Genomic DNA, 15188 nt, shown 5'->3' with positions numbered 1-15188 from the left:
GTTTTGGTTTGGATATCTTACCATTATTTCGCTATCTATCAAATACAGCGTACACCTAAGCTAAACGATAATGGGTTATTACTTTTTTCTAATAAATGTTATCTTTAAGCAATTAAAGAATATAGCAAGTTTAACCACCATTACTAGCAGTTATATAGGCCATATTTCCAAAAACCTAATGCAGATACCATAACAGTTCAGCATTATTGGTCAGATATTGTTAAAATAGCGCTAGCGTTGACCAAGCTTGTAAACTGTTTAGGAAAAAGATAAGTCAATAAGTTGGCAAATCGCTACCAAAGCATCATAAGTCGTTTTGATAACGAGCACAGCAACTTCCAATCGCCATAACATGATAACCACGAAGGAAACGATTCATGTCGAATAAATTACTAGATCTTATCCAATCCTCTAATGCCAAATGGGTTGATTTTCGCTTTACCGATACCCGTGGTAAAGAACACCACATTAGCTTTCCTGCCTCTACCGTCGACGAAGAAGTGATGGAAGATGGCAAAATGTTTGATGGCTCATCAATCGCTGGTTGGAAAGGTATTGAAGCGTCAGATATGATTTTGCGTCCTGACCCGCAGACTGCATTTCTTGACCCATTCTTTGATGCAGTTACCGTCGTCGTCACCTGTGACATCATCGAGCCAGCAACGCTCCAAGGGTATGAGCGTGACCCACGCTCTATCGCTCGCCGTGCTGAAGAATACTTAAAGTCAACCGGTATCGGTGATACGGCCTATTTCGGTCCTGAGCCAGAGTTCTTTGTATTTGACGACGTAAAATGGTCGATCGAGATGTCAGGCGTTAGCCACAAAATCACTGCTGAAGAAGCGCCTTGGTCTACTAACACTGACTACGAATGGGGCAACATGGGGCATCGTCCACGCGTTAAGGGTGCTTACATGCCCGTACCGCCAATTGATAGTGCTCAAGATATGCGCACGGTCATGTGTGAGCGTCTAGAAGAAATTATTGGCGAAGGCAGCATTGAGGTGCACCATCACGAAGTGGCTCCTTGTCAGTCGGAGATCGGGGTAGCGTTCAACACCTTGGTATTAAAAGCGGATGAGGTACAACAGCTAAAATATGTAGTACACAACGTCGCGCATCAGTTTGGCAAAACGGCAACCTTTATGCCAAAGCCTGTCGTAGGTGATAATGGTTCGGGGATGCATGTTCATATGTCTATCTCAAAAGATGGTGTAAATACCTTCTCTGGTGACGAATATGCCGGTCTGTCTGAGACGGCACTATACTTCATCGGTGGTATCATCAAGCATGCGCGTGCATTAAACGCAATTACCAACCCTGCGACCAATAGCTATAAGCGTCTGGTACCGCATTACGAAGCGCCCATTAAACTGGCATACTCGGCATCTAACCGTTCAGCATCTATTCGTATTCCACACGTCAGCAGCCCAAAAGGCGTTCGCGTCGAAGCTCGTTTCCCTGATCCAGCGGCCAATCCCTATTTAGCATTTGCAGCATTATTGATGGCAGGCCTTGACGGTATTCAAAACAAAATACATCCAGGCGAGGCGGCTGATAAAAACTTATACGATTTGCCACCTGAAGAAGAAGCACAAATCCCAACTGTCGCTGAAAGCTTAGAAGTGGCGCTACAAGCCTTAAAAGATGATCATGAGTTCCTATTAAAAGGCGATGTCTTCACTAAAGAGATGCTAGAGGCCTATATAGCGTTGAAAGAAGAAGAAGTACAGCGCCTTAATATTACTGTGCATCCGGTTGAGTTTGACTTGTACTATAGCTGCTAATATCTAGCTAAATTCTCGAGACTTATCAAGTAATAAAAACCAGCTAAGCGGGTCTTGGTTGGTTTTTTATGGTAGTTAGCAAGATAGTAATTTTAAGATAAAAATAATATATTTGTCCTTTTATAAACATAACGGTTATTACCTTAAAAAAATCGCATAATAGTGGTTATAACTATGTGTCTATTAACAATGCATCTATCAACAATGTGCAACGACTAGGTTGACTTATTATGACTCTATTTTCCATAAGCTCACGCTTGGCCAAGCGAATAACGGCTATGCATAATAATGGTGTGCTGCTAAAAATCAGGATATTGACAGGCTTATTAATAAGTGCAGCAAGTCTTTATGCGCCATTACTCAACGCGGCACCTATTTATAAAATTATTGATGAACAGACAGGTCGAATAACTTTTACCGACAATGCGCAAAAGTATGAGCAGCAAGCTGGCAAGCAGATTAGCCAAATGGGGATTACTACTGAAACAACTGGCCCTACAAACAGTAGCGCTAGCAACGCAGTCGCCAGTAATACACAAACAGCACCAGCCCCGCTGGCCACTCAAACTCCCAAAGCGGTGCAAGTTAATTATCAATTGACTATGACGGAACCAAGCGAGGAGCGCGCTTATCGTCGGCCAGCACAAAATATTGTGGTAAACGTCCAGCTAAGGCCCGCGCTACAAACGGGCGATACGGTAAGTATTTATTTGGATGACAATCAGGTGGCGCAAGGTTTAAACGCGTCTATTGCAACAATAGATGTCTTACCAGGTGCGCATAGCGTCAAAGCGGTGGTTAGGAATGAGAAAGGACTGGCTATTAAAGAAGTCGAACGTACTGTTTACGTTATTCAAAATACCGCAACTTTGCAAAACAATAAGAAAATTGGACAACAGTTATTGGCTTATCAGCAACTGCCATGGCACCAAAAGGTTTTGCTAAAATTACGTCAAGACAATATTAATAATCAGCTAGAGCAAAAACAATAAGTACGAAAAAAACATGCAAAAGTAGTAGGCTCAAACACGCGTAAAAAGGGACAAATGCGATATTTAGCAATTGTCCTTTTATTATATTTTCAACAGCTTAAATAAAACACTATGAGCTTACTTAGACAGCTCAATCGTTCCATTAGCAGTGACCGAGATGGAGCTATTGCCAGACTCGAAACTTTGGTTTGGCACTGAATCTTCCATGGTTGGTGCTTCCACCCTCATGCTGCTATACATAGGACGTGGATAGTTGTTACCGGTATTGAGATTGACAGTAACGACACGATAGCCGCGGGCATCCCATGCGCGGGTTAAGTTTTTTGCTTGCTGTTGAAAGGCGCGGGAAGCATCGGTCATTAGCTTTTGCTCAAGGGCGTCTTTTTTAATGTCCGATACGCCAAAGTTTAGGTTCTCCATTACTAAGGTTTCTTGCAAAGCAGCGATCAGTTGGCTGGTCGCCACAAAGTCGGTACTTTTTAGATCTATATTGGCCTGACCCGTCCAACCAATGATTTTGTCATTTTTATCATAGCGTGGATAGGTGCGCTGTTGTCCGGTGTTGACTATGACACTAGGGTAGCGCTTGGCGATGACTAAAGCTTTATTTATTGAAGTATTAAGATTGATTGCTAGAGTTTTGGCATCGGTGGCTTGCAGTTTTTTATACAGGCTGGCGCGCACTTCATCATTTGGCACTTCTTCTTTGACTTCCGTTTGGAAGCTTAATTGATCATAGCCAGTTGGTTCAGCGTGTGCGCTGCCCATCATTGCCGTAAGTAGACATGTAGCGCTAGAAGCGATAGCTGCCTTGTTAAGTAGCGTATTTTTCATCGTAAAGTCCTTAGTAAAAAAAGATCAAGTAAAGGTGGCCGGTTCTGCTGTGAAGGTTTTGCCATTAGGTTACGGGGTTATACAACTAAAATTTGGTTTATATAAGCTATGATACTAACAATTTTGCGATAGGGGTTGTAATAATGCAAAAACCTTGTATAATTTGCAACTGGTGGCTCCATTGGTAGCCTCGCAACATTGAATTATGAAACCCGCCAGGACCGGAAGGTAGCAACGGTAATAGTTCTAATGTGTGCCGAGGATGTGCTTTTGGAGTCGCTTTTTTTTGCCTAAAATTTGGCAATAAAGATTAAAACCCTTGACTGGTATATTAAAGCCCTTAATCGAAGAGGCTTTTTTTTGGTCAATATTTTACTCGATCTTCAAAGTCAATCGTTTAATACAACGCGGCAGGATAGCGTGCAAATAGCTTATAATAGTTATCAGCTATGGCTCAGTACCTTGCATACCGTGATATTACACGATACGATAATCAGTCAAGTTGAATACAACTGTTTAACAGTCCTTGCAGAGCGCTGGCTCAGTATACGGCAGCTTTTCGATTGACCATTTCGATTATTAAGGCATTTAACAATAAAGACTTTGAGTCTTTATTCCATCGTTAAGTAAGTCGTCATAAATAAGTGATTGTAAATAATCAGGATAGTAGCTACCCATGAGCGATACCCAAGACCATGTACTCTTAAAGCAACGGCAAATGCAACAGCGCCAAATTTTGGCGATGATGGGCATCGGACAATGGGTACAGCCGGATTCGCCAACCATGAATATAGCAGATATTCCGGCTGTAGAAACAGATTCAAGTATCTATATTAATAACCATACTGATAATTATTCTGTAAAAGAGCAGCCGCCTAGCGATCAGCAACCGACGACATTACAACCGGTATCTATAGACGCTGCTACTGACGAGAATTATCCAGACTATGATTTAGCAGCTACTCAACCGTTTTCTAGCACGAATGATATCGAAAAGCGGGCTTATGCTGACGATATCACTTCATCACCCCTGCCAACGCCAGTAACATCACCATCATCCGCCGTATCGCAAACAATAGAGCCACTTCTAGAAAACCTTAGTGTTAAAGCGATTTCTAATCCAGTGACCGTTGCTCCATTTGATTTGCAAGCGGGGCGTTACGGCGACTGGGTGTTGTTGGCTGATATTCAGGCATTGACTAATGACAGCCAAAAGCTATGGCAAAACATCACTCAAGCGTTATCTGTCTCTTGTGAGACCAGCTCTTTTCCCATTTGCACAGGTATGGATACTGTCGAGCTTGCAAATGCCAGTCTTGCTGGTTATATTTTTAAGATTGGTAGAAGTGAAGAGGTTCGAGTGGCGGTATTGACGCCGTTACCAGAAGGATTGACCCATCCTAACTTTGCTACTGTACCCACACTAGATGAAATGCTCGCTGATGCCAGTCTTAAGCGTCAGTTATGGCAACAGCTGTCGAGTCCGTAATAACAGCTACACGATACAATGGTCTAACGGATTACTGATTGATTGAAGTAAGCGAATCAATTACAGTAAGATAAATGATTTATATAAACTAAATAATCATAAAAAATGTATATGGCGAGCATCTCCCTTAGTAGTTACCTATTTATAGATTAATATCTATATTTTGTTTAGGCACTGTGCTAATTTAAAATATTACAATTGTTGAGGTGTGTTAACTGTTGAGATTTATTTAAATTATTACCGTTTTTTATTACTACTTTGTATTTAGGATAATAACCATGACCACTCCAGATTCTCCACATCGTCTACCCAACTTTTCTGCAGGACCTGCCACTATACCCACGCCGGTGCTAGCTCGCGCTCAAGATGAAATGCTTGACTGGCAAGGTCGCGGCTTATCGGTGATGGAGATGAGTCACCGCAGCAAGGATTATATGGCCATTACTAAAAAGGCTGAAACCCAGTTACGCTCATTAATGGACATTCCAGATAACTATAAAGTGCTGTTTTTACAAGGCGGCGCAAGTTTGCAGTTTTCAGCCATTCCATTGAACTTATTAAATGGCGGTCGCGGCGACTATCTGACCACAGGGGCGTGGTCAGGTAAGGCAATTAAAGAGGCTGAGCGTTATGCTGCGCTGGGACTGGGTGAGGTTAATCTAGTTGCGACTGGCAAAGGCAATAACTTTACCGATGTGCCCGCGCAAAGTGATTGGAATCTCAGTGATAATGCTGCTTACTTCCATTATTGTACCAATGAAACTATTCATGGTTTGCAAATATTTGAGCCACCACAAGTTGATGCGCCAATTATCGCCGATATGTCGTCATCTATTCTGTCTCAACCAATAGATGTCTCTAAGTTTGGAATGATTTACGCTGGGGCTCAAAAGAATATCGGTCCTGCAGGCTTAGTCATTGTGATTATTCGTGAGAATTTATTGGGGCAAGCCAGCGATTGGTGTCCCCTAATTCTTAATTATGAGCACCAAGCAGAAAAAGAATCGATGTCGAATACGCCAGCGACTTACTCTTGGTATTTGGCCGGTTTAGTCTTTGACTGGTTAGAAGAGCAAGGCGGGGTTGCCGCTATTGGCAAAATAAATCAGCAAAAAGCAGCACTATTATATGAAACGATTGATAATAGTACCTTTTATAATAATCCAGTTGCCCACAAGCATCGCTCTATCATGAACGTTCCGTTTACCTTAGCGGATAGTACTCTTGATAAAGAGTTTTTGGCGCAGTCGGAAGCCGCCGGTCTCCTGAATCTAAAAGGTCACCGTGATGTCGGTGGCATGCGGGCCAGCATTTACAACGCTGTGCCACTTGAATGGGTACAACAGCTAGTGAGATTTATGCAAGAATTTGAAAAAAAGCACGGTTAAATTGCACACAATTAACTCGTTATACTTATCTCGTCATAAAGTATAGTAAGTTGAATGTTAAGTCCCAACTATCGATATTATGATTAAGACAAGTGCTTGTGTACTTGTCTTAATTTTTTGCTAAAGATACTTGCTTAGTGGCTTACTAGAGTTTTATTTATTAAAAATTTATTGGATATTAATGTTAAGGAGATAGTTTTGAAAACATCAGCTGCAAATATCGCGCACACTATAATGACAGCATACTGCTCAAAAAGTAGTGTGCTATTAATGGGTGCATTATTGGTCAGTCATGCACAGGCGGCGACCCAACATGTGGTGGAGTCAGGGGAGACAGTAAAAGATATTTCAGCACGTTATGATATTACAAAAACAGAGTTAATCGATGCCAATGGTGCAATCTTAGGGGTTAGTGGCGTAGAAAAAGGCCAAGTGTTAGAGATACCAGATAAAGATAAGCGCCATAACCTACATCGAATTAAATCCGGAGATAGTTTAAGTAGTCTCGCTAAACAATATAATATCGACCTTACTGAGCTGGCACGTGTTAATAATTTAAGCCCGCAATCGGGACTATTGATTGATACTACCCTCGTTATTCCTGTGAGTAAAAATTCTGCTAGCCCTGATGTGAAGTTAGCAGCAGTAAAGGAAGCAGTGACACCTCCGCCCATCACAGATATTAGCGAAGACCTAACTAAAACAACCGCGCCTGTTAAAGTTAAGGCAGTAAAGAATGTTCAAGCAGCAGAAGTAACGCCTGTTGTTCCAGCTAAAGCACCTACCATACAGCCTAAGACAGCACCTAGCGTTCAAGTTAAAACCAAACCCAAACCGACTAGCACCCCTGCATCTACGACTGCGCATGACGATAGTAAAAACTTGAATACTAAAAGTGAAGAAAATCACTTGGTCAAGTATGGGGAAACTCTAGCAAAAATCGCCAATAAATATCAAATAGATGTGAATACCTTGGCACAAGCAAACGATATGAAAGTGAGCGATACCTTATATTTTGGTAGGTCTTTAACCGTTCCCGCGGTGGCAAATAAAGCAAATAATAAAGCGACAACGACCGGTAAAGCGGCGAGCGCTGCAGCACCGATAGTGGCATCTAAAACAACAGTACCTAGAAAATATAAAGTACAGCCGGGTGATACACTAACAGGTATCGCTAATAAGTTTAAGTTAGACTTTAGGACGATAGCAAAACTAAGCGGCATAGAATACTCTGCGCCTCTAGAGATTGGACAACTATTAACGTTGCCCGGTGAAACTGTAAAAAAGACAAGCCCTAATCCCTATAATAAAAAGCTATGATAAAGAATGGCCTACTAAATACAGCTTTATTAAGTATAGCCATCGGCTGGATGCCAGTCGGTATGGCAGCGCCAATTACGACCACAGCATTTGGGCATAATAGTACTGCTGAGTATGTTGATGCGCATCATATGCCCTATGCCAACCCCAATGCACCAACGGGCGGTACGTTATCGCTTGATGCGCGCGGCACTTTTAATGCGGCCAATAAGTGGATGACCACTGGTGTGGCAATGATTGGTACTGATTATCTATACGATACTCTGATGACCAGCTCTTTAAACGAAGCCTTCACCATGTATCCACAGCTGGCGAGTAGTGTCACTTATGATCCTGACGATAGCAGTTGGATTATTTATCATATCGATCCCGCCGCTCGCTTTTGGGATGGCACGCCGGTTACCAGCGCCGATGTTAAGGCAACTTATGATGCCTTATTGACTAAAGGACCGATGTTTATTCGTAGCTATTTGGGTGATATTAAAGAGATACAGACCCTTGATAAGCAGCGAGTAAAATTCGTATTTGCCTCTGATGACAATAAAGAAATTCTACTCACAGTCGGTCAATTTCCAGTCTTTTCCAAGTCCTCTATTGATACCAGTTTTGAGAAAATTAGCTTGACCCCGCTTATGGGAAGTGGCCCTTATCAGCTCGGACACGTTGATGCTGGACGTTCAGTCAGCTATGTACGTGACCCTAATTATTGGGGCCGTGATTTAATGATTAATCGCGGTCGTTATAATTTTAATATGATTAAGTTCGTCTATTATCAAAGCGATGAGATTGCCTTTGAAGGTTTTAAGTCGGGTCAATACCGCTTTCGTCCCGAAAATAAAGCCGCTAATTGGGCGACTGGTTATAACTTCCGTGCCGTCAAAGCTGGAATGATTAATAAAGAGTCTATAAGCAGTCAAAATCCAGTGCCGATGCAAGGTCTGGTTATGAATATGCGTCGGCCAATATTCCAAGATATTCGGGTGCGCGAGGCCTTAACCGCCGCTTATGACTTTGAATGGATGAATAAGACTTTATTTCATGGGCAATATGAGCGCTTGCAAAGCTTCTTTTATGGCTCAGAGTTAGCCGCGACTGGCACCCCATCAGCGCAAGAGATGCAAGTACTAACACCTTTATTAGCTGAGCTCGAGCCGATGCAACGGCAAGCAGTGTTGGAGGATTGGCAATTACCAACCAGTGATGGCGGCGGTTTTAATCGTGAAGGATTATTAAAGGCGCGGCAATTATTGTTAGATGCCGGATTCTATTATAAAGATATGCACCTTTATCAGCCTGATGGTAAGTCTGCTAAAATTGAAATGCTGATGACCGGTGATACAATGGGCCGTGTATTGTTACCTTATCTGCGTAATTTGCAGCGGTTAGGTTTTGATGCCACCTTACGCCAAGTCGATGGGCCGCAATATGCAGAACGCAAGCGCCGTTTTGATTATGATATGACTGTCGATGTGTTCGCTCAAAGTCTGTCTCCTGGGGCCGAACAAGCGACATTTTGGGGGAGCACTGCAGCCGATGAAGTCGGTAATTACAATACTATCGGTATCAAAAATGCAGCGATTGATAAGGTAATTACTGCGCTCGGTGATGCTGAGAGCCGTGATGAGATTATTCTATATACGCAGGTGCTTGATCGATTGCTGCGCGCCGGTCACTATTTGGTACCGCTATACGGCAGGTCTGAGACTACAGTAGCTTACTGGAATCAATACCGACATACCGAAAAACTACCTACCAATGCCGTTGGCGTTGATTATTGGTGGGTTGACAAAGAAGCTGAAGCGCGTGTTGATAAGTATCTGCGAAAATAAGCGGTTGGCTTAATAGCCTGCTATATTATAGGTATAGTTTTTATAGACATGACTTTTATAAATATCATTTTTCATAAAGATGGCTTTTAATAAATAAAACCTCTAATAAGGATTTAGCATGAGTATTCGTATCCATCCCGTCAAAGCGTTTAATGACAATTATATTTGGACATTAATCAATGAGAGCAATAAGCAAGCCATTGTGATAGATCCTGGCCAAGCTGCGCCAGTTATCGAGTATCTAGAAGCACAGGGGCTGGAGTTGACCTCAATTTGGACGACTCATCACCATCATGATCATATTGGCGGCGTGGCTGAACTGCAAGAGCATTTTCCAATGACTCACCTTGTTGCGCACAGTGAACATAACGTTGATGAAGATCAGACCATTAAAGATGGTAGTACCGTTAGCGCTTGGGGCTGCTCCGCTCAAGTTTGGGATGTCTCAGGTCATACCGCCAGTCATATGGCCTATATTTTAGATGTTGATGGGCTTAAGCATTGCTTTTGCGGCGATACCTTATTTAGTGGGGGCTGTGGTCGTGTCTTTACCGGCACAATTGAGCAGCTATATGAAAGCTTTAAGCGTTTAAATAGTTTGCCTGTTGATGCCTTACTGTATCCAGCGCATGAGTATACGGCCAGTAACATGCGCTTTGGACTATCTATCGAACCTGAAAATGATGACATACAGCAAGCCCTGTTACAGGCCGAAGAAAAAACAGCAGAGGGGATACCGACTTTACCAGTAACTTTAGAACATGAGCGTGCGGTCAACGTATTTTTACGTGCGGATAAAGCCAGTGTGATAGCAGGGGTAGAGTCTAAGGTGAAGCTTGAGGATGACAAACCATTAACGGTATTTGCAGCATTGCGTACGCTTAAGAATAATTTTTAATGGCTATTGTTTTATTTTTGATCGTCATTTTTAATCACTACTTTTAATTGCCAATTTTAGCTATTGCCATGTTTTTTACTTTAGGAAGTCGCCATCATGGGTCGTTATATCTTAAAGAGGTTGCTACTGATATTACCGACGCTATTTTTAATATTGCTGGCGAACTTTGTGGTTGTACAAGCGGCCCCCGGTGGTCCCGTTGAGCAGCAATTAGCACTGATAGAACAAGGTGCTAAAGACAATGCGCTCAATGCTAACATTGGCGCGGGTAGTGCCGGCGCTAATAATAGTACCTATCAAGGTACACGTGGTCTATCAGAGGAGATGGTGGCAGTTATCAAAGCTCAATATGGCTTTGATAAATCGGCTCCTGAACGCTTTTGGTTAATGTTAAAAAACTATGCGCGCCTAGATTTTGGTGAGTCGTTCTTTAAAGGACAGTCAGTTACAGATTTGATAGTAGAGAAGCTACCGGTATCGATATCGCTTGGGCTGTGGAGTACGCTGCTTATTTATCTGATTGCCATTCCGTTAGGTGTTTATAAAGCCATGCATCATGGCTCGGCTGTTGATAAAGCGACTGCTATGCTGCTAGCGGTAGGGCATGCGATACCGGTTTTTGTATTTGCGGTGATTTTATTGGTATTTTTTGCAGGTGGCAGTTATTGGCACATCTTTCCGCTACAAGGACTGACCTCAGAGAATTTCGATCAATTATCTGTTATCGGTAAGGTTAAAGATTACTTTTGGCATTTAGCGCTACCGCTGCTGGCAAGTACCGTTGGCGGTTTTGCGAGTCTGACTTATTTGACTAAGTTTAGCTTTTTAGAGGAATTAGGTAAGCAATATGTACTGACTGCGCGTGCCAAAGGCTTAGGCGAGCGCCAAGTATTGTATGGTCATGTATTTCGTAATGCCATGCTGATTATTATCGCCGGTATTCCAGCCGCTATCGTCGGAATATTTTTTGCCAGCAATTTTTTGATTGAGATTATCTTTAAGCTTGATGGCTTAGGGCTGTTAGGTTTTGAAGCCATTCAACAGCGTGATTATCCGGTGATATTTGGCACGCTGTTTATCTTTACCTTAGTTGGATTGTTATTGCAGCTTATTAGTGATTTAAGTTATCACTTAATTGATCCGCGCATTGATTTTGAGGGGCGCTAATGTCAAGCCATCATACGCCTTCTACTAACTCCATAGATAATCAGCTCCTTGATTCTGAATTGCCTAATCCTAAGTCGCCTTACGCGGCTGATTCCCCTCTATCCAAATCAAAAAAACGCCGTCTAAATCCTATTTGGCAGGCACGTCTTAATCGCTTTCGTCGTAATCGTCTTGGCATGATATCGTTAATTATCTTTGCGCTAGTCTTTGTGATTTGTATGGCTGTTAATGTGATTGCCAATGACAAACCATTATTAGTCCAATACGACGGCGAGTATTATTTTCCAGTAATGAAAGCTTATCCAGAGACTACCTTTGGTGGTATATTTGAGACTGAAACTAATTATAAAGATCCTGCGGTACAAGCACTAATTAACGCTGAGGGTTATTATTTAATGCCGTTTATTCCATTTGCCGATCAGACGCCCAACGTTGAATTGGGTATTCCTTATCCAGCCGCACCCAATAGCCAAAATTGGTTAGGCACCGATGATATGGGGCGCGATGTGCTGGCAAGAATACTCTATGGCTTGCGGTTATCTTTGATCTTTGGGTTAGCACTAACCATAGCTGGGGCGATTATCGGTATTATCATTGGTGCCATTCAAGGTTATTATGGTGGTTGGGTTGATTTAGCCGGTCAGCGCTTTATGGAAGTGTGGGGCGGGATGCCGCAGCTGTTTATGATTATTATTTTGGTCAGTCTATTTAGCCCCAGCATCACCGTCCTATTTGCATTGATGTTGTTATTTAGTTGGATGGGCTTAGTGGGCTTAGTGCGGGCAGAATTTTTGCGTGCCCGTAATTTTGATTATGTTCGCGCCGCTCGTAATTTAGGGGTTTCTGACACTCAAATTATGCTTCGGCATATTTTACCTAATGCGTTGGCATCAAGCTTATCGCAGTTGCCCTTTATTTTAACTGCCAATATTATTGCACTGACCTCACTAGATTTCTTAGGATATGGGCTACCGCCTGGTTCACCCTCTCTTGGGGAGTTGATGGTACAAGGGAAAAATAATCTTGATGCACCGTGGCTCGCCTTATCCGGATTCTTTAGTTTGACTCTGATTCTATCGTTGCTTATCTTTATTGGTGAAGCGCTGCGCGATGCATTTGATCCGAGGTGCTCTTAATATGACAACGACCAACATCAATGCCAATCACAACACTGTGATGCAAAATAATAGCTTGTCGCAAAACAATATTAATAAGCTCGACACTAATAAGCCCAAAGCTGCAATAATTTTAATGGTTGATAATTTAAGTGTTGTCACGCGTACAGGGGTGGTTTTGGTTGATAACTTGTCCTATCAGCTGCGACAAGGCGAGACCTTAGCTATTGTTGGTGAGTCCGGTTCCGGTAAGTCGATTGCCAGTTTGGCATTATTGGGCTTACTGCCCGAAAGTCTCGTTATTACTGGCGATGTGCAGCTGGCAGGGTTATTAAATAAAAAATCACCAAGTAAAACTCTATCAAATAAAACATCGCCAGATAAAATAGGCATGACCAGATTACCGATAGCTAATGATAGCGCACGCAATAAATTGTTAAAAATAATTCGTGGTCAGCGTATCGGCATGGTATTTCAAGAACCGATGACGGCGCTCAATCCACTACATACCGTCGCCAAGCAAATTGCTGAGTCGCTGCGACTAAGCGGCACACCCAAAAAGCAATGGCGTGCGCAAAGCATTACCCTATTAAACGATGTCAATATTACTGACCCTGCTGATAAGTTAAATCGTTATCCGCATGAACTGTCAGGCGGGCAGCGCCAAAGAGTAATGATTGCGATGGCGTTGGCACAACAACCTGATATTTTAATTGCCGATGAGCCAACAACCGCGCTTGATGTTACCTTGCAGCATGAGATTTTAGCACTGCTGGATAATCTTAAGCGTGAGCATAATATGGCGATGATTTTAATTAGCCATGACCTTAACCTTGTGCGTCGTTATAGCGATAACATTATCGTTATGCGTCAAGGGCAGACCATTGAGCAAGGTGATACGGCTACGATTTTTGCTAATCCAAAAGCCAATTATACGCGTACCTTGATGCAGCAAGACTTTGGTACAGCGCTTAGTATAAAAGGTATTCCTTCTCAAAATAAGCAACTGCCAGTACTGCAAGTAAGTGGTTTACAAGTAAAGTTTGCCGTAGAAAAAACCTTATTTGGCAGTACCAAACGCTGGTTTGATGCGGTAAAATATTTGGATATGAGTTTACAGGCAGGGCAGGCACTAGGTATTGTTGGCGAATCCGGCTCTGGTAAAACCACTATTGCGCTAGCGTTAAGTCAGCTACTCAGTAATCAGGCGCAGGTTAACGGTCAGATAATGATTAATGGTCAAGATATTACGGCATTGTCTAAAAATGAGCTGCGCAAATTCCGTGCTCAAATTCAGATGGTATTCCAAGATCCATTTGCCAGTATTAATCCACGCATGACGGTATTGCAGATTATCGAGGAAGGTCTACTGGTACAAGGTGTTGATAAAGCGACACGTCAGCAAGCGGTTATTGATAGCTTTGAGACTGTACATTTACCTAGCGAGTTTGCGCAGCGTTATCCTCATGAGTTATCCGGTGGTCAGCGCCAGCGAGTAGCGCTTGCTCGAGCTTTGGTTATGCAGCCAAGTCTGCTTATTTTGGATGAACCAACTTCTGCGCTTGATAGTACCACGCAAATGACAGTGGTTAATTTACTGCGTGAAATTCAAGAAAAACTCCAAATTAGCTATGTCTTTATCAGCCATGATTTAAAAGTCGTGCGCGCTTTATGCCAGCACATTATGGTACTAAAAGACGGTATATGCGTGGAGTCCGGAGCTACTGAAACACTCTTTAATCATCCACAGCATCCGTATGCCCAGCGCTTATTGCAGGCGAGTACTATATAACCCTATTACTTACTTTGCTTTCCCTAAGCTAAATATTTTGCAAGTAGCAGCCTATTAAATAATGGTTTATGATAAGCAATAAATACTGATTATTTTACATAAAAGCAGACCATGATTTTTATAAGCCATAATATCAGCCTCGATGATCATGAGGTAGAACTTAACGCCATACGTGCTCAAGGTGCCGGCGGTCAAAACGTCAACAAAGTATCCTCTGCCATTCATCTACGCTTTAATATTAGAGCGTCAAGTTTGAGCGACTCTCAAAAACAGCGTTTATTAACCAGCAAAGACAGCCGAATTAATAAAGAAGGCGTGCTGATTATTAAAGCGCAGCAATTTCGTACCCAAGAAAAAAACAAGACCGATGCCTTTGAGCGCCTGCAGCAATTTATAATAAATGCTACCCACGTTAATAAAACCCGCAGACTCAGTAAACCGAGTAAGAACGCCCGGCGCAAACGTATGGACCAAAAAACGCAGCGAGGCAGGACAAAATCGTTGCGAGGTAAAGTTGATTTCTGATTTTACTGGTTCTGTTTCTAATGGTTTTAAGTCTATTTTCATTACCAAAAAT

At 42.4% G+C, this 15188-nt stretch carries 12 protein-coding genes and 1 other RNA gene; 12 read left to right on the top strand and 1 reads right to left on the bottom strand.

From position 1 onward, the window contains the following. Positions 1–377 precede the first annotated feature (377 nt). Complete coding sequence (glnA, locus tag JMY06_RS05945; RefSeq protein WP_201526012.1) at positions 378–1787, top strand: type I glutamate--ammonia ligase; 1410 nt, start codon at positions 378–380, stop codon at positions 1785–1787. A 230-nt stretch (positions 1788–2017) separates the two neighbouring features. After that, on the top strand, positions 2018–2779 hold the full coding sequence (locus JMY06_RS05940; RefSeq protein ID WP_201617124.1) for a DUF4124 domain-containing protein: 762 nt from the start codon (positions 2018–2020) through the stop codon (positions 2777–2779). Between the two features lie 117 nt (positions 2780–2896). On the opposite strand, the gene JMY06_RS05935 is transcribed toward JMY06_RS05940, so the two are convergent. Continuing rightward, on the bottom strand, positions 2897–3613 hold the full coding sequence (locus JMY06_RS05935) for an SIMPL domain-containing protein (RefSeq protein WP_201617122.1): 717 nt from the start codon (positions 3611–3613) through the stop codon (positions 2897–2899). 179 nt (positions 3614–3792) lie between these two features. On the opposite strand from JMY06_RS05935, the gene ffs reads away from it, so the two are divergent. The 10 genes from ffs (at position 3793) to arfB (ending at position 15136) form a co-directional block, all read left to right on the top strand. Further along, positions 3793–3889, top strand: an RNA gene (gene ffs, locus JMY06_RS05930) — signal recognition particle sRNA small type. A gap of 400 nt (positions 3890–4289) precedes the next feature. Further along, positions 4290–5102 carry a hypothetical protein gene (locus JMY06_RS05925; RefSeq protein WP_201617114.1) on the top strand — a complete coding sequence of 271 codons (813 nt, stop codon included), beginning with the start codon at positions 4290–4292 and terminating at the stop codon, positions 5100–5102. 278 nt (positions 5103–5380) lie between these two features. Further along, positions 5381–6490 (top strand): 3-phosphoserine/phosphohydroxythreonine transaminase, encoded by a 1110-nt coding sequence (gene serC / locus JMY06_RS05920; protein ID WP_201526016.1) that lies wholly within the window; start codon positions 5381–5383, stop codon positions 6488–6490. A 198-nt stretch (positions 6491–6688) separates the two neighbouring features. Then, positions 6689–7810, top strand: coding sequence for a LysM peptidoglycan-binding domain-containing protein (locus JMY06_RS05915; RefSeq protein WP_201617112.1), 1122 nt, complete (start codon positions 6689–6691; stop codon positions 7808–7810). Next, on the top strand, positions 7807–9639 hold the full coding sequence (locus JMY06_RS05910; protein ID WP_201617110.1) for an extracellular solute-binding protein: 1833 nt from the start codon (positions 7807–7809) through the stop codon (positions 9637–9639). Before JMY06_RS05915 ends, JMY06_RS05910 begins: the two co-directional genes overlap by 4 nt. A gap of 118 nt (positions 9640–9757) precedes the next feature. Further along, the gene (gene gloB, locus JMY06_RS05905; protein WP_201526019.1) at positions 9758–10537 is read left to right on the top strand and encodes a hydroxyacylglutathione hydrolase; all 780 of its coding nucleotides are present in this window, start codon (positions 9758–9760) and stop codon (positions 10535–10537) included. Between the two features lie 96 nt (positions 10538–10633). Next, positions 10634–11704, top strand: coding sequence for a microcin C ABC transporter permease YejB (yejB, locus tag JMY06_RS05900; RefSeq protein ID WP_201617108.1), 1071 nt, complete (start codon positions 10634–10636; stop codon positions 11702–11704). After that, entirely contained in the window at positions 11704–12840 is a 1137-nt protein-coding gene (locus JMY06_RS05895; RefSeq protein ID WP_201617106.1) for an ABC transporter permease, read from the top strand. Before yejB ends, JMY06_RS05895 begins: the two co-directional genes overlap by 1 nt. 40 nt (positions 12841–12880) lie before the next feature. Continuing rightward, positions 12881–14611, top strand: coding sequence for an ABC transporter ATP-binding protein (locus tag JMY06_RS05890; protein WP_413786892.1), 1731 nt, complete (start codon positions 12881–12883; stop codon positions 14609–14611). Between the two features lie 111 nt (positions 14612–14722). After that, complete coding sequence (gene arfB, locus JMY06_RS05885; protein ID WP_201617102.1) at positions 14723–15136, top strand: alternative ribosome rescue aminoacyl-tRNA hydrolase ArfB; 414 nt, start codon at positions 14723–14725, stop codon at positions 15134–15136. The last annotated feature ends 52 nt before the right edge of the window (positions 15137–15188 follow it).

Origin of the sequence: Psychrobacter urativorans (assembly GCF_904846675.1) — a bacterium.
Taxonomy (GTDB): Bacteria; Pseudomonadota; Gammaproteobacteria; order Pseudomonadales; family Moraxellaceae; genus Psychrobacter; species Psychrobacter urativorans_B.
This window is presented reverse-complemented; position numbering and strand designations above follow the sequence as displayed.

Excerpts from the sequence above, each read along its gene's own strand:
- glnA (WP_201526012.1), top strand. The coding sequence starts at position 378 with ATGTCGAATAAATTACTAGATCTTATCCAATCCTCTAATGCCAAATGG.
- JMY06_RS05940 (WP_201617124.1), top strand. The coding sequence starts at position 2,018 with ATGACTCTATTTTCCATAAGCTCACGCTTGGCCAAGCGAATAACGGCT.
- JMY06_RS05935 (WP_201617122.1), bottom strand. The coding sequence starts at position 3,613 with ATGAAAAATACGCTACTTAACAAGGCAGCTATCGCTTCTAGCGCTACA.
- JMY06_RS05925 (WP_201617114.1), top strand. The coding sequence starts at position 4,290 with ATGAGCGATACCCAAGACCATGTACTCTTAAAGCAACGGCAAATGCAA.
- serC (WP_201526016.1), top strand. The coding sequence starts at position 5,381 with ATGACCACTCCAGATTCTCCACATCGTCTACCCAACTTTTCTGCAGGA.
- JMY06_RS05910 (WP_201617110.1), top strand. The coding sequence starts at position 7,807 with ATGATAAAGAATGGCCTACTAAATACAGCTTTATTAAGTATAGCCATC.
- gloB (WP_201526019.1), top strand. The coding sequence starts at position 9,758 with ATGAGTATTCGTATCCATCCCGTCAAAGCGTTTAATGACAATTATATT.
- yejB (WP_201617108.1), top strand. The coding sequence starts at position 10,634 with ATGGGTCGTTATATCTTAAAGAGGTTGCTACTGATATTACCGACGCTA.
- JMY06_RS05895 (WP_201617106.1), top strand. The coding sequence starts at position 11,704 with ATGTCAAGCCATCATACGCCTTCTACTAACTCCATAGATAATCAGCTC.
- JMY06_RS05890 (WP_413786892.1), top strand. The coding sequence starts at position 12,881 with ATGCAAAATAATAGCTTGTCGCAAAACAATATTAATAAGCTCGACACT.
- arfB (WP_201617102.1), top strand. The coding sequence starts at position 14,723 with ATGATTTTTATAAGCCATAATATCAGCCTCGATGATCATGAGGTAGAA.